17 protein-coding genes are annotated in these 20,051 nt (G+C 55.4%); 7 read left to right on the top strand and 10 right to left on the bottom strand.

Annotated elements, in window-relative coordinates; translation table 11 throughout:
* Nucleotides 1-121: 121 nt before the first annotated feature.
* From hpxK to H650_RS18895, 3 genes are all read right to left on the bottom strand, one after another.
* The gene (gene hpxK / locus H650_RS18905; protein WP_020456676.1) at nucleotides 122-1,372 is read right to left on the bottom strand and encodes an allantoate amidohydrolase; all 1,251 of its coding nucleotides are present in this window, start codon (nucleotides 1,370-1,372) and stop codon (nucleotides 122-124) included.
* Entirely contained in the window at nucleotides 1,372-2,610 is a 1,239-nt protein-coding gene (locus H650_RS18900) for a pyridoxal-phosphate-dependent aminotransferase family protein (RefSeq protein ID WP_020456675.1), read from the bottom strand. The genes hpxK and H650_RS18900 overlap by 1 nt, the downstream gene beginning before the upstream one ends.
* Before the next feature lie 202 nt (nucleotides 2,611-2,812).
* Nucleotides 2,813-3,652, bottom strand: a complete 840-nt coding sequence (locus H650_RS18895; RefSeq protein ID WP_020456674.1) for a MurR/RpiR family transcriptional regulator — start codon at nucleotides 3,650-3,652, stop codon at nucleotides 2,813-2,815.
* A gap of 117 nt (nucleotides 3,653-3,769) precedes the next feature.
* Here H650_RS18895 and ggt point away from each other — a divergent pair, with 117 nt between their 5' ends.
* The 4 genes from ggt (at nucleotide 3,770) to hpxZ (ending at nucleotide 7,503) form a co-directional block, all read left to right on the top strand.
* The gene (gene ggt, locus H650_RS18890) at nucleotides 3,770-5,353 is read left to right on the top strand and encodes a gamma-glutamyltransferase (protein ID WP_020456673.1); all 1,584 of its coding nucleotides are present in this window, start codon (nucleotides 3,770-3,772) and stop codon (nucleotides 5,351-5,353) included.
* Nucleotides 5,354-5,362: 9 nt separating this feature from the next.
* Complete coding sequence (gene hpxX / locus H650_RS18885; RefSeq protein ID WP_020456672.1) at nucleotides 5,363-5,548, top strand: oxalurate catabolism protein HpxX; 186 nt, start codon at nucleotides 5,363-5,365, stop codon at nucleotides 5,546-5,548.
* Between the two features lie 198 nt (nucleotides 5,549-5,746).
* Nucleotides 5,747-7,123 carry an AtzE family amidohydrolase gene (locus H650_RS18880; RefSeq protein WP_020456671.1) on the top strand — a complete coding sequence of 459 codons (1,377 nt, stop codon included), beginning with the start codon at nucleotides 5,747-5,749 and terminating at the stop codon, nucleotides 7,121-7,123.
* Nucleotides 7,120-7,503: an oxalurate catabolism protein HpxZ gene (gene hpxZ, locus H650_RS18875; protein WP_020456670.1), complete on the top strand. Its 384-nt coding sequence runs from the start codon at nucleotides 7,120-7,122 to the stop codon at nucleotides 7,501-7,503. Before H650_RS18880 ends, hpxZ begins: the two co-directional genes overlap by 4 nt.
* A gap of 34 nt (nucleotides 7,504-7,537) precedes the next feature.
* On the opposite strand, the gene cysH is transcribed toward hpxZ, so the two are convergent.
* The 3 genes from cysH to cysJ are packed head-to-tail and all read right to left on the bottom strand — an operon-like array spanning nucleotide 7,538 to nucleotide 11,844.
* Nucleotides 7,538-8,272, bottom strand: coding sequence for a phosphoadenosine phosphosulfate reductase (gene cysH / locus H650_RS18870; protein WP_017458757.1), 735 nt, complete (start codon nucleotides 8,270-8,272; stop codon nucleotides 7,538-7,540).
* Between the two features lie 54 nt (nucleotides 8,273-8,326).
* Entirely contained in the window at nucleotides 8,327-10,039 is a 1,713-nt protein-coding gene (cysI, locus tag H650_RS18865) for an assimilatory sulfite reductase (NADPH) hemoprotein subunit (RefSeq protein WP_020456669.1), read from the bottom strand.
* Nucleotides 10,039-11,844, bottom strand: a complete 1,806-nt coding sequence (cysJ, locus tag H650_RS18860; protein ID WP_020456668.1) for an NADPH-dependent assimilatory sulfite reductase flavoprotein subunit — start codon at nucleotides 11,842-11,844, stop codon at nucleotides 10,039-10,041. The genes cysI and cysJ overlap by 1 nt, the downstream gene beginning before the upstream one ends.
* Nucleotides 11,845-12,201: 357 nt before the next feature.
* Here cysJ and queD point away from each other — a divergent pair, with 357 nt between their 5' ends.
* Nucleotides 12,202-12,564: a 6-carboxytetrahydropterin synthase QueD gene (gene queD / locus H650_RS18855; RefSeq protein WP_017458754.1), complete on the top strand. Its 363-nt coding sequence runs from the start codon at nucleotides 12,202-12,204 to the stop codon at nucleotides 12,562-12,564.
* A gap of 98 nt (nucleotides 12,565-12,662) precedes the next feature.
* Here the strand turns inward: queD and H650_RS18850 are convergent, their stop codons facing one another.
* Nucleotides 12,663-13,448: an SDR family oxidoreductase gene (locus tag H650_RS18850; RefSeq protein ID WP_044489573.1), complete on the bottom strand. Its 786-nt coding sequence runs from the start codon at nucleotides 13,446-13,448 to the stop codon at nucleotides 12,663-12,665.
* A 213-nt stretch (nucleotides 13,449-13,661) separates the two neighbouring features.
* On the bottom strand, nucleotides 13,662-14,333 hold the full coding sequence (queE, locus tag H650_RS18845) for a 7-carboxy-7-deazaguanine synthase QueE (RefSeq protein WP_020456666.1): 672 nt from the start codon (nucleotides 14,331-14,333) through the stop codon (nucleotides 13,662-13,664).
* A 198-nt stretch (nucleotides 14,334-14,531) separates the two neighbouring features.
* Here queE and H650_RS18840 point away from each other — a divergent pair, with 198 nt between their 5' ends.
* Nucleotides 14,532-15,467 carry a TPM domain-containing protein gene (locus H650_RS18840; protein ID WP_020456665.1) on the top strand — a complete coding sequence of 312 codons (936 nt, stop codon included), beginning with the start codon at nucleotides 14,532-14,534 and terminating at the stop codon, nucleotides 15,465-15,467.
* Nucleotides 15,468-15,766: 299 nt separating this feature from the next.
* Nucleotides 15,767-16,876: an SDR family oxidoreductase gene (locus H650_RS18835; protein ID WP_020456664.1), complete on the top strand. Its 1,110-nt coding sequence runs from the start codon at nucleotides 15,767-15,769 to the stop codon at nucleotides 16,874-16,876.
* Between the two features lie 62 nt (nucleotides 16,877-16,938).
* On the opposite strand, the gene eno is transcribed toward H650_RS18835, so the two are convergent.
* Entirely contained in the window at nucleotides 16,939-18,237 is a 1,299-nt protein-coding gene (eno, locus tag H650_RS18830; RefSeq protein ID WP_020456663.1) for a phosphopyruvate hydratase, read from the bottom strand.
* An 81-nt stretch (nucleotides 18,238-18,318) separates the two neighbouring features.
* Nucleotides 18,319-19,956 carry a glutamine hydrolyzing CTP synthase gene (gene pyrG / locus H650_RS18825; RefSeq protein WP_020456662.1) on the bottom strand — a complete coding sequence of 546 codons (1,638 nt, stop codon included), beginning with the start codon at nucleotides 19,954-19,956 and terminating at the stop codon, nucleotides 18,319-18,321.
* Between the last annotated feature and the right edge of the window lie 95 nt (nucleotides 19,957-20,051).

The raw sequence follows: 20,051 nt of genomic DNA, 5'->3' as shown, positions 1-20,051 counted from the left end.
AGCATGGCGAATTCACTATCACAACGGCCACGGTTCAGGTGCGCCCGAACAGAATGGCAGGCTGATATTTTTACCGTGATCCCCGATAACCGCACGCTGACACGGTAGTAACAGCTTGACGCTACGCCGCGTGAATAAGCCTTCCTACCGCAAGGCTCAGGGCGCGCAGCGCCTGGGCGACATCGCTACAGGCCACGCTTTCCGCCGGGTGATGGCTGATGCCTTTATAACAACGCACAAACAGCATGGCGGAAGGCCAGCGCTCCGCAATGGCGATAGCATCATGTCCTGCCCCACTCGGCAGAGATAAAACTTTCCCCTGCACGGTGTGTACCGCATCGGCCAGCTCTTCACGCAGTGGCATATCACACGGCGTGGCGGCGATGGTGTAAAAAATGTCGTGGCGGAACTCAAGCCTGCGTTGCCGGGCGATGCGGGTGGCTTCATCCAGCAAGTGGTTGAGCAACGCTTCGCGCTTATCATCCTGTGGGCTACGGATATCGAGCGTAAGCCCAACTGCGCCGGGGATCACATTCACCGCGCCGGGTTCGCATTGCAATGTGCCAACGGTGGCAACCATCTCCGGGCCAGCCTCGATCGTTGCCTGTTCGATAATCTGTATCCATTCGGCGGCAGCGGTCAGCGCATCACGGCGATGACGCATCGGCACCGTACCGGCGTGCCCGGCCTCACCGGTAAAACGGCAGCTAAGACGCCGCGCACCATTGATGGCCGTGACCACGCCGAGCGCCAGATCCGCGTCTTCCAGCACCGGCCCCTGTTCAATATGCAGCTCCAGATAGGCGGAAAAATCCCCGACCGGGCGCTGCGCTGTAGCAATCTGCGCGGCATCCAACCCGGCCTGTTCCAGCGCCTGTGCCACGCTGATACCCTGCGCATCTTCACAGGCCAGCCACGCTTGTGGCCAGCTGCCGGTCAGCCCACGGCTACCCAGCAGCGCGATGTTAAATCTTGTGCCCTCTTCGTCAGCAAAACCGACAATCTCGATCGCCTGCCTGCCGCGCAGGTTAGCCCGATTCAGGCCATCAACAACTTCAATCGCCGCCAGTACACCAAGCATGCCGTCGTAACGCCCGGCATCGCGCACGGTATCAAGATGCGAACCAAGCAGCAGCGCCTGGCCTCCCGCTTCGATACCTTCGTAACGGCCAAAAATGTTGCCGACCGCATCCTGCCAGGTGCGCATCCCCGCCTGCTGCATCCACCCGGCAACCAGCGCATTTGCCTGCAAATGCTGGGGCGAGAGATAAACACGGGTAAGCTGACCCGGCGTTTCGCTGATTTGCGCCAGCGCGTCACAGCGTTGCATAACCCGGCTGGCAGCTTGTGCGGCATCGAAAGGTGTCATCATTAACTGACTCCTTCGTAAATGTCCCATGCCGCCTGCATACCCGCTCCCTGAATGGTGCGAAAACCCAGCCGGTTCAACACCGCTTCCAGCGCGGTCAGCGTTTGCAGCACGCAATCTTTGCGCGCGTTATAGCCCATGGTGCCGATACGCCAGATCTTGCCCTGCAGCGGGCCAAACGAGGTGCCAATTTCAATATGGAAATCATCCAGCAGACGTTTACGCACCTCTTCGCCATGCACTTCCCGCGGGATTTGTACGCCGAGGACGTTGTTCATCTTGTGCCGGATATCGCCAAACACTTCCAGCCCCATGCCCTGGATGCCCGCCAGCAGCGCGCGCCCGTGCAGTTCGTGGCGTGCAATCAGCTTATCCATCCCCTCTTCGAGCATAATGCGCGCGCATTCGCGGGCGGCGAACAGCATGCTGGTCGCTTCCGTGTGGTGATTCAGACGTTCCGGCCCCCAGTAATCCATCACCATGCCGAGATCGAAATAGTTGGAGTAGATCATCTCCTGTGCGCCGTCCTGATGCGCCTCGGTGCGAATGCCCTGTTCTACGCATTTGCGCGCCCGCACGGCAGCTTCCATTCGTGGGCTGAGGGTAATGGGCGAGCTCCCGGACGGGCCACCAAGGCACTTCTGCAACCCGGCGGAAACGGCATCCAGGCCCCACGCATCGCTTTCTAACTGGTTACCGCCGAGCGAAGCGGTGGCGTCGGTATAAAACAGCACATCGTGGCGGCGGCAAATCTCACCTAATTGCTCCAGCGGTTGCAGCATGGTGGTCGAGGTATCGCCGTGTACCGTTAGCAGCAGGCGCGGCTTGATGCGAACAATGGCATCTTCAATCTGATCCGGGCTAAACACCTCGCCCCACGGCACCTCGATGGTGTGGACTTCAGCGCGGCAGCGGCGGGCAATTTCACACAGCAGATGACCAAAACGGCCAAACACCGGTACCAGCACCTTATCCCCAGGGCGAATGGCGGAAACGAGGATCGCCTCAATACCCGCGCGAGAGGTACCATCCACCAGCATCGTCCAGCGGTTTTCCGTGCGAAACACCTCGCGGTAAAGCGCCATCACTTCATTCATGTAGCCGGTCATCACCGGATCGTATTGCCCTATCAACTGGCTCGCCATCGCCCGCAGAACACGCGGGTCGGCGTTGATTGGCCCCGGCCCCATCAACAGGCGCGAAGGTGGATTAATTTGCGGGAACTGCTGGAAATCAAACATGGGCGCGTCCTTTAGTCTGCGACAGCGTGAAATATGAAACAAAAGATTCTTTGAATTAATTTCTGCAACTAATGTGCCACAGACAAAAAAACGACACCAGCGCTGGATAGCCGCTATTTCATGCCAAAAACCATAAGAAAACGGAGCGCTTAACGCCCCGTCATAACACATCAGGATGGTGCAAAAGCACCTTTATGGTGCATTAACGGTGTTCAAGCTCATCCAGTTCATCGTACAGGGAAGCGATGTGGTGAATGCGCTGACGCCCTTCGCTCAGCGCGGTGTGCAGCACGGCATTGGACAGCAAATTAACCAGGCTCATGGCGCTGCTGTAGCTGTCGAACGCGGAGACGCTCTCCAGCGGCAAACCGATGTGCCAGCGGCACAGCGGCTTAATGCTGGCCGCCTGCGGCTCACTGATTGCCAGCAGCGGAATGCCCTGCTGATGCAACACCGCCAGCAGCGGGCGCACCACGCGCGGGCGGCGGCGAAACGCCACCACCACCACCATATCCTGCGGAGTGATATCGACCACTTCTTCCGCCAGCGTCTGCCCCGGCTGCGGCATCAGCAGCACCTGACCACGGCTTTGCAGCAGCTGCTGGCGCAGGTGTAACGCCACAGGGGCGCTGTTACGCAGCCCCAAAATAAAAACCCGCTTCGCGGTATTAAGCGCGGTGACGATTTCGGCGAATTGCCCGGCATCCAGCGTATTGACCCACAGCGTCAGGTTCGCCATCTCCTGCTTGTAATGGCGCGCCAGCAATGTGTTGCCCTGCACCGCGTCGCGGTTCTCGGTCAACGGCATACCGCTCTGGCGCAGCGTGCGCAGTTCATCGCGCATCTCTTTGAAACGATCGTAGCCGAGGCGCTTAAACAAGCGGCTGACAGTCGCTTTCGATACCCCGCTCAAGCGCGCCAGCTCGGCGCTGTTATAGCTCACCAGATCGTCGAAATGATCGATGATAAACGAGGCAACCCGTTGTTCCTGCGGGGATAGCTCGTCAAAGCTCGCCCGTAAACGCTCATCCAGCTGCTGCATAGCTTCTCCTGCAACTTTTGTTTCAGGCTAAGCTGACACAGTGAAACGCCTGTCGTCAATCTGGAACAGCTCTTGCTTAGTGTTCTGCACTTACCCGCAAAAACAGGAAGCGTGACGATGCAAAGTAATATGGCCCCCTCCGGCATGGCGGTGACACCGCACCATCTCGCCAGCGAATCGGCGTTGTCGGTGTTGCGCCACGGCGGCGACGCGATTGAAGCGATGGTGGCGGCAGCAGCAACGATTGCAGTAGCCTACCCGCACATGAACGGCATCGGTGGCGATGGCTTCTGGTTGATTGTGCCGCCAGAAGGTGAACCGCTCGCCATCGACGCCAGCGGCGCGGCCGGACAACACGCAACGTGCGAATTTTATGCCGGTCACGCACATATTCCCCATCGCGGTACGCTTGCTGCGCTGACCGTACCCGGCACGCTCAGCGGCTGGGATGAGGCGCTGAAGGTCTCCGCCACGCTCGGTGGCGGGCAGCTTCCGCTCTCACGGTTACTGGCCGATGCGATCCGCTACGCCGCCGACGGCATCCCGGTGACCCAGTCGCAGGCCAGCGCTACGCAAAGTAAATATGCGGAACTGGTGGATATCCCCGGTTTTGCAGACACCTTTTTACCGCAAGGCAACGCCCCACTGGCCGGCAGCCGCTTTTGCCAGCCGAAACTCGCCCGCACGCTGACCCAGCTTGCCACCGAAGGGCTGGAGAACTTTTACCGTGGCTCGCTGGCGCAGGTGATCGCCCGTGAAATGCAGACGTTGGGTTTGCCCGTGACCGCCCAGGATCTGGCGAACCATCGCGCCCAGCGCCGCGTGCCGTTGAAGCTCAGCCATAGCCAGGGCGAAATTTTCAATATGACGCCGCCGACACAGGGGCTGGTATCGCTGGCCATCCTCGGCATTACCGACCATCTGGAGATGGCGCAGGCCAGCGACGTGCAGACCATTCACCGCATTGTGGAAGCGACCAAGAAAGCCTTCGCCCTGCGCGATCGCTACATCACCGATCCGCGCCACGTCACGCTGCCGGTACAGAGCCTGCTGGAACAAGCGCCGCTGGAGCAACTGGCGGCCAGCATTGATGAGCAACGCGCCGCGCCCTGGGGTCAGGGGAAAGGGCCAGGCGATACCGTGTGGATGGGAGTTATCGACAAAAACGGGCTGGCGGTGTCGTTTATCCAGAGTATTTATCACGAATTTGGCAGCGGCGTGGTGCTACCGGAAAGTGGCGTGCTGCTGCAAAACCGTGGCGCGGCCTTTAGCCTCGATCCGGCACATCTGCTGGCGCTGATGCCTGGCAAACAGCCGTTCCACACCTTAAACCCCGCCGCCGCGCGGCTGAAAGACGGGCGCACGCTGGTTTACGGCACCATGGGAGGTGACGGGCAGCCGCAAACGCAGGCCGCTATTTTTACCCGCCATGTCATGCAGGGTATGCCGCTGCAGGAGGCGGTTTGCGCCCCGCGCTGGTTGCTGGGCCGCACGTGGGGGCAGCTTTCCGATAGTCTGAAACTGGAAGGACGCTTTAGCGAAGAGACATTTCAGGCGCTGCGCGCGCTGGGCCATGACGTTGAGTGGTTGCCGGGAATGAGCGAAGCCACCGGGCACGCAGGGGCGATTGTGCGCCACCCCAGCGGCATGCTGGAAGGGGCTTACGATCCGCGCAGTAACGGCAGCGCAGCAGGGTTTTAAGGAGCAATGATGAATACACCATTTGACTGGCCGACCTATATCCGACTGATGGAACAACTGCTTGATGTCCCGCTGGATGATGCACGCCGCGCCGAACTGGAAATCCAGCTCGCCAGAATCGCCGCGATGGCGCAACCGCTGATGGCCTTTACGCTGCCGCATCGCCAGGAAGGCGCAGGAGAGTACCGGTTATGAATTTATCGATTGCTGATATCCAACGCGGTCTGCGGGAGAAAAACTTTAGCGTCAGAGAACTGGCGCATCGCCAGCAAAGCGCAGGAGAGTGCCGGTTATGAATTTATCGATTGCTGATCTTGCAGCGGGATCTGCGGAAATAAACTTTAGCGTTAGAGAACTGGCGCATCGCCAGCAATGCGCAGGAGAGTACCGGCTATGAATTTATCGATTGCTGATATCCGGCGCGGTCTGCGGGAAAAAACCTTCAGCGCCTGTGAACTGGCGCAGCAGACGCTGGCGCACGTTGAGCGCGACAATTCACGCATCAACGCCTTCACCGCCATCACTGCTATGCGAATGCTGGCTGAGGCCGCGCAAATCGACCGGCAAATCGCGAAGGGCGAAGCATTGCCCGCGCTGGCAGGCGTGCCGTATGGAGTAAAAAACCTGTTTGATGTTGAAGGTGTCACCACGCTTGCCGGGGCGAAACTCTTCAGCCAGCAGCCACCAGCTACGGAAGATGCCTTCGCACTTCGCCAGTTGACGCGCGCGGGCGCGATGCTCGCCGGGGCGCTGAATATGGATGCCTACGCCTATGGTTTTACCACCGAAAACAGCCACTACGGCGCAACGCGCAACCCACGCGATCCAGAGCGTATCGCGGGCGGCTCGTCCGGCGGTTCGGCGGCAGCTGTCGCCGCGGGGATGGTCAATTTTTCGCTCGGTAGTGACACCAACGGATCAATTCGCGTACCCGCCTCCCTGTGCGGTATTAACGGGCTGAAACCGACATTTGGCCGTCTGTCGCGTAGCGGTAGCCATCCGTTTGTCGCCAGCCTTGATCATATCGGCCCGCTGGCGCGTAGCGTTGAGGATTTAACGCAGGTGTATGACGCTTTGCAGGGTCACGATCCCGACGATCGCTGGCAGTCCGATCGCGCCAGTGATGCCGCCTTGCCGCAGTTGCATGGGGAAAGCAGGCTGCGCTGCGCCGTGCTGGAGGGGTATTTCACCACCTGGTGCGATGATGATGCGCGCAAGGCCGTTGCCCGTGTCGCGCGAGCGCTGAATGCTGACAATGCGATAACGCTGCCGGAAGCGGAACTGGCGCGAACGGCGGCCTTTTTGCTGTCGGCAGCGGAAGGCGGCAACCACTATTTACCCGCCCTGCGCACCGACGCTGACGCGTTCGAACCCAATTCGCGCGAACGCCTGCTGGCGGGCGCGATGACCCCCTCGGCCTGGTACACGCAGGCACAGCGCTTCCGCGCCTGGTTTCGCGACAAAACATTGCCGCTATTCGATGACGTTGATCTGCTGTTAGCCCCGGCAACGCCCTGCTGTGCCACGCCGATTGGCGCACAGACTATGCATATCAATGGTGTCGATTTACCCATAAAAGCAAGCATGGGGATGCTGACGCAGCCAATCTCCTTTCTTGGCTTGCCGGTGGTCACCGTGGCGCTGAAAACCGCCAGCGGTTTACCGACAGGCGTACAGATTATTGGCGCGCCCTGGCAGGAAGCGCGCTGTTTACAGGCGGCATGGCGGCTGGAGCAGGCCGGTCTTCTTTTTCCACAGGATGCAGCATGACCCGAGATAATGTTGATCGCCCGGCGATCCTCAATGAAGTGACCACCGCGTTTTACCGCTATGAGCAGGCGCTTATCAGCAACGATATCGATGTGCTGGACGAGTTGTTCTGGGATGACGCACGCACCGTGCGTTACGGCGCCACCGAAAACCTGTACGGCATTGCCGCGATCCGCGATTTTCGCAACGCTCGCCCCTCAAGCGGGCTTGAGCGCGTGCTACGCAATACCACTATCACCACTTTTGGCGATGATATGGCGGTAGCGAGCACCGAGTTTACGCGGGAAAACAGCGAGAAAATTGGCCGTCAGATGCAGACCTGGGTGAAGTTCCCGTGGGGCTGGCGCATTGTGGCGGCGCATGTGAGTGTGATGGGGTAACAATAGCCCTCTCCGGTAAAGGAGAGGGAGAACATTAACCTTCGTGCAGCCCGCATTCGCGTTTCAGGCCAAAGAAGCGGGTCTCTTCTTCTGCCATGCCTGGCTCCCATTTGCGGGTGGTATGCGTGTCGCCCACCGAAAGGTAGCCCTGATCCCACAGCGGGTGGTAGTTCAGCCCGTGTTTTTGCAGATACTGGTAGACCGTGCGGTTATCCCAGTCGATGATCGGCAGCACTTTGAACACGCCGCGCTGAATTGCCAGCACCGGCAATGTGGCGCGGCTGCCGGATTGCTCGCGGCGCAGCCCGGCGAACCAGGTTTTCGCGTTCAGTTCGGCCAGCGCGCGGTTCATCGGCTCAACTTTGTTGATGTGATTGTATTTTTCAATCCCTTCAACGCCCTGCTCCCACAGCTTGCCGTAGCGTGCCTCCTGCCAGGCCGGGCTCTGCTCGGCGCGGTAGATTTTCAGGTTCAGCTTGAGCTTATCCGTGAGCTCGTCGATAAACTGGTAGGTTTCCGGAAACAGGTAGCCGGTATCGGTGAGGATCACCGGGATATCCGGACGCACCTGGTTTACCAGATGCAGGCTCACCGCCGCCTGAATACCAAAACTTGAGGAGAGCACATATTCACCCGGCAGGTTTTCCAGCGCCCAGGCGACACGCTCTTCAGCGCTGAGTTTCTCAAGCTGCGCGTTGGTTTCAGAAAGCTGCAGTATGCGGTCTACTTTGGGCAGCTCGTTTAGCGCGTTCAGATCGAGTACGGACATATTGACCTCTCTTATCACCTCTTCCTCCCCGATCGGGGAGGAAGGAATCAGGCGTTATTCCCAGAAATCCCGCGCCGGATCGAGCACCGGGCGGATAATTCCAGCGCGGATGGTGAAGTCGCCAAAACCTTCGCCCTCCTCACGCTCGTGCGCCCAGCGTGCGACCAGTTCGTCGATAGCGCCAAGGATTTCGGATTCAGTAATGTTTTCGCGGTACATGCGCGGAATGCGTGTACCACTGCGATTACCGCCGATATGCAAGTTATAGCGTCCCGGCGCTTTACCCACCAGTCCGATCTCCGCCAGCATCGCACGACCGCAGCCGTTCGGGCAGCCGGTCACACGCAGCACAATATGGTCATCGCCCACGCCGTGTTTTTCCATCAGCGCTTCGACTTTATCGACAAACGAAGGCAGGAAACGCTCGGCTTCCGCCATCGCCAGCGGGCAGGTCGGGAATGACACACAGGCCATGGAGTTTTCGCGCTGCGGTTTTACCGCGTCCATCAGCCCGTGGCTGCGCGCCAGTTTTTCGATCTTCGCTTTCTGGCTTTCCGGCACACCGGCGATGATCAGGTTCTGGTTAGCGGTAATGCGGAACTCGCCTTTGTGGATCTTCGCAATTTCCAGCAAGCCGGTTTTCAGCGGTCGTCCCGGGTAATCCAGAATACGGCCGTTTTCAATAAACAGCGTCAGGTGCCATTTGTTGTCGATGCCTTTCACCCAACCGATGCGATCGCCACGACCGGTAAATTCATACGGACGGATCGGTTCAAATTTGATCCCGGCGCGGCGTTCAACTTCCGCTTTGAAGGTTTCAACGCCCACGCGCTCAAGGGTGTATTTGGTTTTGGCGTTTTTACGATCGGTACGGTTGCCCCAGTCGCGCTGCGTCGTAACCACCGCTTCCGCGACCGCCAGCGTGTGCTCCAGCGGCAGATAACCGAACTCGCTCGCCGTGCGGGCGTAAGTTTTCTTATTGCCATGCTCGATAGACAAACCGCCGCCAACCAGCAGGTTAAAGCCCACCAGCTTGCCGTTTTCCGCAATCGCCACGAAGTTCATATCGTTGGCGTGCAGATCGATGTCGTTCTGCGGCGGGATAACCACCGTGGTTTTAAACTTACGCGGCAAGTAAGTCTGGCCTAAGATCGGCTCTTCATCCGTGGTGGCCACTTTTTCCTGATCGAGCCAGATCTCAGCATAAGCCCGGGTGCGCGGCAGCAGATGTTCGGAGATCTTTTTCGCCCATTCGTAGGCTTCAGCGTGCAGTTCAGATTCGTACGGGTTCGAGGTACAGAGCACGTTACGGTTCATGTCGTTGGCGGTCGCCAGTGCGTCCAGCCCAACGGAGTGCAGCATCTGATGCGCCGGTTTCACATTTTTCTTCAAAATGCCGTGAAACTGGAACGTCTGACGGTTGGTCAGGCGGATGCTGCCGTAAATGGTGTTGTCATGGGCGAATTGATCAATCGCCTGCCACTGTTTGGTGGTAATAACGCCGCCCGGCAGGCGGCAACGCAGCATCATCGCGTGGCGCGGCTCCAGCTTTTGCTCAGCACGCTCGGCGCGGATATCGCGATCGTCTTGCTGATACATGCCGTGAAAACGGATCAGCAGAAAGTTGTCGCCTTTGAAGCCGCCGGTCAGACCGTCATGCAAATCTTCCGCAATCGTACCGCGCAGGTAGTTGCTTTCGCGTTTCATGCGTTCGGCGTCGGTCAGTTTGCCTTCGACCACCAGTGGGCCGGGGTGTTTTTCGCTCATTAGTAGACATCTCGCTGATAACGGCGCTCAACGCGCAGCTCACTTAAAAATTCATCCGCCGCTTCGGTGTCCATGCCACCAAATTCGGCAATCACATCCAGTAAAGCCTGCTCAACGTCTTTCGCCATGCGATTGGCGTCGCCGCAGACATAAATGTGCGCGCCGTCGTTGATCCAGCGCCACAGTTCCGCGCCTTGTTCGCGCAGTTTGTCTTGTACGTAAACTTTTTCTTTTTGATCTCTGGACCAGGCCAAATCGATGCGGTTCAGCACGCCCTCTTTCACATAGCGCTGCCACTCAATCTGGTAGAGGAAATCTTCGGTAAAGTGTGGGTTGCCAAAGAACAGCCAGTTTTTGCCTGGCGCTTCATCGGCGGCGCGCTGCTGCATAAAGGCGCGGAACGGCGCAATACCGGTGCCCGGCCCAATCATAATCACCGGCGTTTGCGGGTTCGCCGGCAGACGGAAATTATCGTTATGCTCGATAAATACGCGAACTTCGCCCTCTTCTTCTACGCGATCGGCGAGGAAGCTGGAGGCACCGCCCGCGCGGGCGCGGCCTTCGACGTCATAACGCACCACGCCAACGGTGATATGTACTTCACTCTCCACTTCTGCCTGCGAAGAGGCAATAGAGTAAAGGCGCGGCGTCAGCGGGCGCAGCAGGCCAATCAGCGCGTCCGCATCCAGCTGCGCCGGAGAGAAACGCACCATATCGACAATCGGCGTGGTCGCGGCGTAGTGCTGCAACTGCGCTTTATCACCGACCAGCGGCAGCAACGATTCGCTGCGCGTCAGGGTGGCGTAATTTTCCACAATATTGGCGGTGTTGACCGTCAACTCGAAATGCCACTGCAACGCTTCGGCAAGCGGCAGGGTTTTGCCATTGACCGTGACGGGCTCATCACCTTTCAGCCACAGCAGTTCAACCAGCTCTTTGACTAACGCAGGATCGTTCTGATACCAGACGCCGAGCGCATCGCCCGGCTGGTAACGCAGACCGGAGTCGCCCAAATCGATCTCGATATGACGCACATCTTTTTCTGAATTACGCCCGGTGATTTTCTGGTTAACCGACAGGCTTGCACTCAGCGGTGCTTCTTTGGTGTACGGGCTGGAGACGATTTCATTCACCGCACCGCTGGCGGCAACAGCAGCTTGCACAGGCGAAGAGGCTGGCGCACGGGCTTTCAGCACTTCAACCACACGGGCGCGCCACTCTGCGGCGGCGGCCTGGTACTCCACATCGGCATCGACGCGATCCAGCAGACGTTCAGCCCCCAGCTCAGCCAGTTTGCTGTCAAAATCTTTCCCGGCCTGGCAGAAAAACTCATACGAGGTGTCGCCCAGACCGAAGACCGCAAAAGCGGTGCCATCCAGTTTTGGCGCTTTTTTCGAGAACAGGAACTTATGCAGCGCAACAGCTTCTTCCGGCGCTTCGCCTTCACCCTGCGTTGAAGCAACGACGATCAGCAGATTTTCGTTGGCGATCTGTTTGAATTTGTAGTCGCCCGCGTTGACCAGCGTAACATTGAGTTTCGCGGCCAATAAATCATCGCGCAGCGCTTCGGCTACACGGCGGGCGTTACCGGTCTGCGAGGCGGAAATCAGCGTAATAGAGGACGCTTCTGCGACCGGCGTCGCAGCGGCAACCGCGCCAGCTGGCTGCTGATTCAGCACGCCCCAGAAATAGCCGGAAACCCAGGCGAGCTGGGTGGGTGTTAAATCAGTGGTGGCCGCCTGGAGGCGCGCCAGTTGCTCCGGGCTAAGCGGAAGCAACGCGGAAGGTGGGACCTGGGTCGTCATGCGTCGTATTGTTCCAGTAGCAATTCCCTTTCGTCTTTCGCGCAGCCTGTGAACGCGCCAACGCCGCGAAATCCATGGGGATATAATTTTAAAAAAGTGAAGTGAAACTAAGGTTAACGGTGGGGATAATAACAATTAAAGAAAGGTTGGAAATAATAAATAACCAAATGGACTAACCTGTTTTAGTTATAGTTGATAACACTAAAACAGGTTAAATAACTTATTGAATTATATTGATAAAACGAATGTATTGCGGTTCGGCTTCTGTCGTAACCGCTTTTAGTGATTTTAATTAATGCTAAAAAAGGTCATTTCCGCTACCATGCGGCGGTTTTTTTGGAAGCCTGAGAGTTCATTATGTCGACCACGTTGTTTAAAGATTTCACTTTCGAAGCCGCTCATCACCTGCCGCATGTCCCGCAGGGGCACAAATGCGGTCGTCTGCATGGCCACTCGTTTATGGTGCGCCTGGAGATCACCGGCGAGGTGGATCCTTATACCGGCTGGATTATGGACTTCGCCGAGCTGAAAGCCGCGTTTAAACCGCTTTACGAGCGCCTGGATCACTACTATTTGAATGAGATCCCAGGGCTGGAAAACCCCACCAGCGAAGTGCTGGCGAAATGGATTTGGGATCAGATGAAACCGGTGGTGCCGCTGCTGAGCGCGGTGATGGTAAAAGAGACCTGCACGGCGGGTTGTGTTTATCGCGGCGAATAAACGATTTTCGTACCGTCAACCTGCGAGCCGGCCAGCCCTGCGGGTTGACAGCACATTTGTCCACGCTTTATCTGCTCCGCTCACCCTCTCCGGTCTATTTAACGCACCAGATAGCCGCCATCAACGACCAGTAAATGACCATTTACATAATCTGAGGCGCGGCTGGCGAGAAAAATGACTGCGCCCATTAAATCCTGCGTATCTCCCCAGCGCATAGCCGGTGTGTGATCAATTCCCCATTTATATTGTTTGCGATCGTTACGAATGATCTGCGTGATATCCGTGGAAAAATATCCCGGCGCAATACCGTTTACCTGAATATTAAATTGCGCTAATTCGTCGCAATAGGCTTTTGTTAAACCGGCCAGCGCATGTTTTGTCGCGGAATAGGCGGGAGATCCCTGTTGACCTAAAAATGAACGCACCGAACAAATATTGATAATTTTTCCGCGAAGGTTTTTCGCCATCACTTTTGCCGCTTCATGACATAATTCAAAGGCGGCTGTCAGATTCACGTTAATCATCGGATCCCAATCAGTGCGATTAAACTCCCAGACATTATTCATTTTGCAGATGCCCGCGTTATTTACCAGGATATCAACCGTACCAAAACGTTCGCAGCAGGCGGCAATAATTTTTTTTGGCGCATCTTTTTCAGTGATATCAATCGCCATGAATTCAGCTTCTGCCCCCTGCTGCTTAATGGCTTCTTCTGTTTCCCCGCTGTCATCACTGATAGCGGGAATAAAAACATTTGCCCCCGCTTTCGCCAGTGCGACAGAAAATGCCTGCCCTAACCCACTATTACCACCGGTGACAATCGCAGTTTTACCCTGCAAGGAAAAAAAACTCATTGAGAAATTATTAATTGATCTTATTGACATTACTTGTTCCAAAATCCTTTTAGAAAAAGCGAAACCTCATAATAATGAGACAAACTTATTTTGAGAGATAAAACAACGAATGACTTCTATCACAGTAAAACAATGTTACATTTGATAAAGGTCAAATTTAAATTACCACCACAATTTACTTCGGAATAATCACCAATATTTAGCTTGCGTATTAATAAAAAACCCGCCAGCGGCGGTTTTTTATTAAGCAATATTGAGATATTTGTGCGTCTGCATTGACAGCCGCCAGTTGCGGGCAATACAGGTTTCAATACACAAGCGTGTCGCATCCTCTTTCTGGCTTATCGGCTGCAAGGCGATTACCCGCTGCTTATCATCGTGCAGCTGCGCCAAAAGCTCGTCCAGCGCTTCAATATCGCGCACGCGGCCAACAGGGTGCTTAATCTCATCGGCGCGTTCCAGCGCCTGCTGGAGGACATCATAACCGCCGCGCATATTTACTTTCGGCGATACGGTGACCCAGGTGGCGTGCGACGTACGAACGTCGTGCGTGCCGCTGGTTTCAATCTGACAGCTATAGCCGTTGTGCTCCAGCAATGTGGTCAACGGGGTGAGATCGTGAATGCAGGGTTCACCGCCGGTAATCACCACATGGCGCGCAGTCCAGCCCTGGCGCTGGATAATGGCGAGCAGATCTTCACTGCTTGCCGCGCCCCATTTATCGCTCTCTTTGGTCTTTGCGAGAATGCTGTACAGCGAAACCTCCCGATCCGCGAGCTTATCCCAGGTGTGTTTGGTATCGCACCAGGCGCAACCAACCGGGCATCCCTGTAAACGAATAAAAATGGCGGGAACGCCGGTGAAGTAACCCTCGCCTTGCAGGGTCTGGAACATCTCGTTAATCGGGTACTGCATCGTCGCTCTTATTAGCAGGGAAAAACGCCATTATTGCAGATAACCCGCAGGGGATCATGTGCCATTTGCGCCGCGCACGGCGGGCTATTTAACCTGCTGATAATGAAAACTATCAGTTATGGCAAATTGTCATTACCTGCTATCAGCCGCTATCCTATGGCGGTACTTTCTCTGGTTTGCCCCGCAAGGATGATGCAAATGGCGCGCATATTGGCCCTGTTGCTGGTGCTGAGTTTTACCCTTCCGGCGCTGGCTGTGCCTGTTCCACCGATGAATGGCGTGGTTAACGATCCCGAAAATCAGTTAAGCCTCTGGCAGCGTAAGGCGCTTATCCGGCAGGTGAGCGATCTGAATGCCCGCACGGGTACGCAAACCGCCGTACTGCTGATATCCACGACAAATGGCGAAACCATTGAACACTTTGCTAACGCGGTTTTTAACCGCTGGCGGCCTGGCGATGCCCGGCGTAATGATGGCGTGCTGGTGCTGGTCGCCTGGCAGGACAGAAAAGTGCGTATCGAGGTAGGAAGCGGCCTTGAGGGCATGTTAACCAACGCGCTGGCGAAGCAAATCATTGATGAATATATGATTCCAGCCTTCCGGCATGACCTGAATACCGGAATTGTGCGCGGCGTTGAGGGGATCAGCACCGTGCTTGCCAGCCAGCCACTGCCCAAAGCTCAACCCCCGTCATTTTTCGAGCAAATGGCTGCCTGGTTTTCCCTGTGGAAGAGTTTAATTATATTGGCGGTGGTTATCATTGCCCTGACGGTCAAAGGCAAAATCCTCACGCTGACAGGACTGTTTCTTATCGCCTGCCCTCTGGCCGTGATTTTGTTCGCTTACAGTGAACAACACCCTTTGCTGCTGCCTTTTACGATATTCTGCGCTGCCGTGCCCGCCTTTATTTTGCTGATGATTTTGTGCGTATGGTTGATTTACCCGCAGCGGCTTACCGCCGCAGGCCGGCAAAAATATCGTGAGAGCAGGCAACTTACTTATTCGCGTGGAGGCGAGACCAGCACCGACACGACCACTTATACCAGCAGCGAGAGTTCCAGCCATAGCAGTAGCGACAGTTCTAGTGGTGGTGGCGGTTCGAGTGACGGCGGCGGCGCTTCGGGGAACTGGTGAGTCATAAAGCGCAAAAGAAATGGTGTAACCAGATATTATTTATTTTACATTTTGAATTGAATTTATAAATAATTTGCAGGCTAACAAAATAAAAATAATCCATTAAATATCATCGATATAAATATTTCCCACAGCGTGACGGAATCTTTTTATTTTATTGGTTGTCGTAGACAAATCCCCTGCGTTTTCTTCCTTAAAACCAGCTTAAGAAACCCCGTTTTTGTACGCCATTTTATTGATATGGCGTTTAGCTTTCTGTGCCTACAATCCGCCAGAACAACCATGATGAGAAAGCGTTGATGAATACATTATTGATTACGGGTGTCACTGGGTTTCTTGGCGGGGCGGTATTAGAAAAAATTCTTCACGACAATCTACCGATGAATTTATTGCTGCTGGTTCGTGCCGAAGATAGCGAAGCCGGGCTTGCGCGCGTTAAAAGCAATATGCGCAAGTTCAACCTCAGTGATGAGGTACTGAACTCACTTTCAACGTCGCAGATCCTGCTCGGTGATTTGGGCGAACCAGAAGGTTTTATTACCGATCCACGGCTGGAAAATGTCACCCACGTACTGAACTGCGCAGCGGTGGCCTCTTTTGGTAACAATCCGCTGGTCTGGAAAGTCAACGTGGAAGGCACGCTGACGTTTGCACGCCGGATGTCGCAAGTTGCCGGGTTACAGCGTTTTCTGCACGTGGGCACCGCGATGTCATGCACCCCGGAACCGGATTCACTGGTACCGGAAAGCAGCGAGTTTCGCGAGAATGCCGAGCATCTGGTGACCTATACGCACTCCAAATCCACTATCGAACAACTGATGCGCAAAGAGTGCCCGCAGTTGCCGCTGGTGATCGCACGTCCGTCGATTGTTGTCGGCCATACCAGCCATGGCTGCACCCCGTCTACCAGTATCTTCTGGGTGTTCAGCATGGGACTGATGCTGCAAAAATTTATGTGTTCGCTGGAAGATCGCGTGGATGTGATCCCGGTGGATTACTGCGCCGACGCGCTGCTGATGCTGCTTAGCGGAGAGATTGCACAGGGTGAAGTGGTGCATATCTCGGCCGGGGAAGAGAATAGCGTCCGCTTTGCCGATATCGACAGGGCAATGGCGAAGGCACTGGAAAAAGCCCCGGTTGGCGATAAATACGCGCAGGTGAGCTATGAAACGCTGGTGAAAATGCGCCGCGAGTTGAAGGATATCTTCGGGCCGTGCAACGAGCGCCTGATGCTGAAAGCGATGCGTCTTTACGGAGCATTTGCCACGCTTAACGTGCGTTTCAGCAATGACAAGCTGCTCAGCATGGGTATGCCGAAGCCGCCGCGCTTTACCGATTATATCGCCCGCTGCGTGCAGACAACGCGCGGTCTGACGATTCCGCAGCAGATGGAAGTCGACTTTAAGTAGTCAAAAGCCCAAAAAAATGCCAGTCAACTGACTGGCATTTTTATTTGATCAACGCTTAGCGATTACGCCTGGCCTTTGATCTCTTTACGACCGTTGAACGGCGCTTGTTCACCCAGCGCTTCTTCGATACGAATCAGCTGGTTGTATTTAGCAACGCGGTCAGAACGGCTCATAGAACCAGTTTTGATCTGGCCTGCAGCGGTACCAACAGCCAGGTCAGCGATGGTAGCGTCTTCAGTTTCGCCAGAACGGTGAGAGATGACAGCGGTGTAGCCAGCGTCTTTCGCCATTTTGATCGCAGCCAGCGTTTCGGTCAGAGAACCGATCTGGTTGAATTTGATCAGGATGGAGTTAACGATGCCTTTTTCGATGCCTTCTTTCAGGATTTTGGTGTTGGTTACGAACAGGTCGTCGCCAACCAGCTGGATTTTGTCGCCCAGCACTTTGGTCTGGTAAGCAAAGCCAGTCCAGTCAGATTCGTCCAGACCATCTTCGATGGAAACGATCGGATACTGTTTGGTCAGATCTTCCAGGAAGTGAGTGAACTCTTCAGAGGTGAACGCTTTGTTGCCTTCGCCAGCCAGAACGTATTTACCGTCTTTGTAGAACTCAGATGCTGCACAGTCCATCGCCAGAGTGATGTCTTTGCCCAGCTCGTAGCCCGCAGCTTTAACCGCTTCAGCGATAACAGCCAGTGCTTCTGCGTTGGAACCCAGGTTCGGCGCGTAGCCGCCTTCGTCACCCACAGCGGTGTTCATGCCTTTGGATTTCAGTACTTTCGCCAGGTTATGGAACACTTCTGAACCCATACGTACAGCTTCTTTCAGGGTTTTCGCGCCAACCGGCTGAATCATGAATTCCTGAATGTCGACGTTGTTATCAGCGTGCTCACCACCGTTGATGATGTTCATCATCGGAACCGGCATGGAGTATTTACCCGGGGTGCCGTTCAGTTCAGCGATGTGTGCGTACAGCGGCAGGCCTTTAGAAGCAGCAGCAGCTTTAGCGGTAGCCAGAGAAACAGCCAGGATTGCGTTCGCGCCGAAGTTGGATTTGTTTTCGGTACCATCCAGATCGATCATGATTTTGTCGATGCCGGCCTGGTCTTTCGCGTCTTTACCCATGATTGCCTGAGCGATCGGGCCGTTAACCGCGCCAACCGCTTTCAGTACGCCTTTACCCATGAAGCGGGATTTGTCGCCATCGCGCAGTTCCAGCGCTTCGCGGGAACCAGTGGAAGCACCTGACGGCGCAGCAGCCAGACCTACGAAACCACCTTCCAGGTGTACTTCGGCTTCAACAGTCGGGTTACCACGGGAGTCGATGATTTCACGACCGATGACTTTAACGATTTTGGACATTAGGTTTTCCTCAGTACAAGTTAAACTAAAACTCCAGACAAACAACGCGTACCGATGGTACGCGTTGCTGTTGTAACTTTTTTACTTCGCCTGGCGCTTCTGATACTCGCTGGCGGCTTTCACAAAACCGGCAAACAGCGGATGTCCATCACGCGGCGTAGAAGTAAATTCCGGGTGGAACTGACAAGCGACGAACCACGGATGATTCGGCACTTCGATGATCTCGACCAACTGATCATCCCCGGAACGGCCCGCAACACGCAGACCCGCAGCTTCGATTTGTTTCAACAGCATGTTGTTGACTTCGTAACGATGGCGATGGCGTTCAATAATGGTTGGCGCGCCATACAGCTGGCGAACCAGGCTGTCATCACCAAGCTGGCACTGCTGTGCGCCGAGGCGCATGGTGCCACCGAGATCGCTCTTCTCCGAACGCTGCTCAACGTTGCCGTCTTCGTCACGCCATTCGGTAATAAGCGCCACAACCGGGTATTTACAGTCTGGCACAAATTCCGTGGAGTTGGCGTTCTCCATTCCGACTACGTTACGAGCAAATTCAATCAACGCAACCTGCATACCCAGGCAAATACCCAGGTAAGGAATATTGTTTTCACGCGCATAGCGTGCGGTGGCGATCTTGCCTTCCACACCGCGGTAGCCGAAGCCGCCAGGGATAAGAATGGCATCAAGACCTTTCAGGATCTCTACGCCACGCGTTTCAACATCCTGCGAGTCAATCAGCTCAATGTTGACGGTTACGCGGTTTTTCAGACCACCGTGTTTCAGTGCTTCAATAACCGATTTATATGCGTCCGGAAGTTCAATGTACTTACCGACCATACCAATGGTGACTTCGCCTGACGGATTCGCTTCTTCGTAAATAACCTGTTCCCATTCGGCCAGGTTTGCTTCCGGACAGTTCAAGCTGAATCGTTTACAAATATAATCGTCCAGCCCCTGGGATTTCAACAGGCCCGGGATTTTATAAATGGAATCGACGTCTTTCAGAGAAATCACAGCTTTTTCTGGAACGTTACAGAACAAAGCAATTTTTGCGCGTTCATTAGCAGGAACCGCGCGATCGGAACGGCAAATCAGAATATCTGGCTGAATACCGATAGAGAGCAGCTCTTTAACAGAGTGCTGCGTCGGCTTGGTTTTCACCTCACCGGAAGCCGCCATATAAGGCACCAGCGTCAGGTGCATGTAGAGAGTGCGCTCGCGGCCCACTTCTACCGCCATCTGACGGATAGCTTCAAGGAACGGCAGGGATTCGATGTCACCCACCGTACCGCCGATTTCTACCAGCGCAACGTCATGGCCTTCGCCACCGGCAATAATGCGCTCTTTAATCGCGTTGGTGATGTGCGGAATAACCTGTACGGTTGCACCCAGATAGTCGCCACGACGCTCTTTACGCAAAACCTCGGAGTAGATACGACCAGTGGTGAAGTTGTTGCGACGGGTCATTTTGGTGCGGATAAAACGCTCGTAGTGACCCAAATCCAGATCGGTTTCAGCGCCGTCTTCGGTAACGAACACTTCACCATGCTGGATTGGACTCATAGTCCCTGGATCGACGTTAATGTACGGATCCAATTTCATCATGGTGACGTTGAGGCCACGGGCTTCAAGAATGGCTGCCAGGGAGGCTGCGGCAATGCCTTTACCCAGAGAGGATACGACCCCGCCGGTCACAAAAATATAGTTCGTTGTCATGCTGAACCTGAGAAGTTAGGTTTAAAAGACGATGGAATAACCAGGACGGGAAAGCAGTATACCCGATGATGGTCTACGCCACAAACTTTCATTGC

Origin of the sequence: Enterobacter sp. R4-368 (assembly GCF_000410515.1) — a bacterium.
Lineage (GTDB): Bacteria > Pseudomonadota > Gammaproteobacteria > Enterobacterales > Enterobacteriaceae > Kosakonia.
The sequence above is the reverse complement of the archived record's forward strand: the minus strand, read 5'-3'. Positions and strand labels throughout refer to the sequence as shown.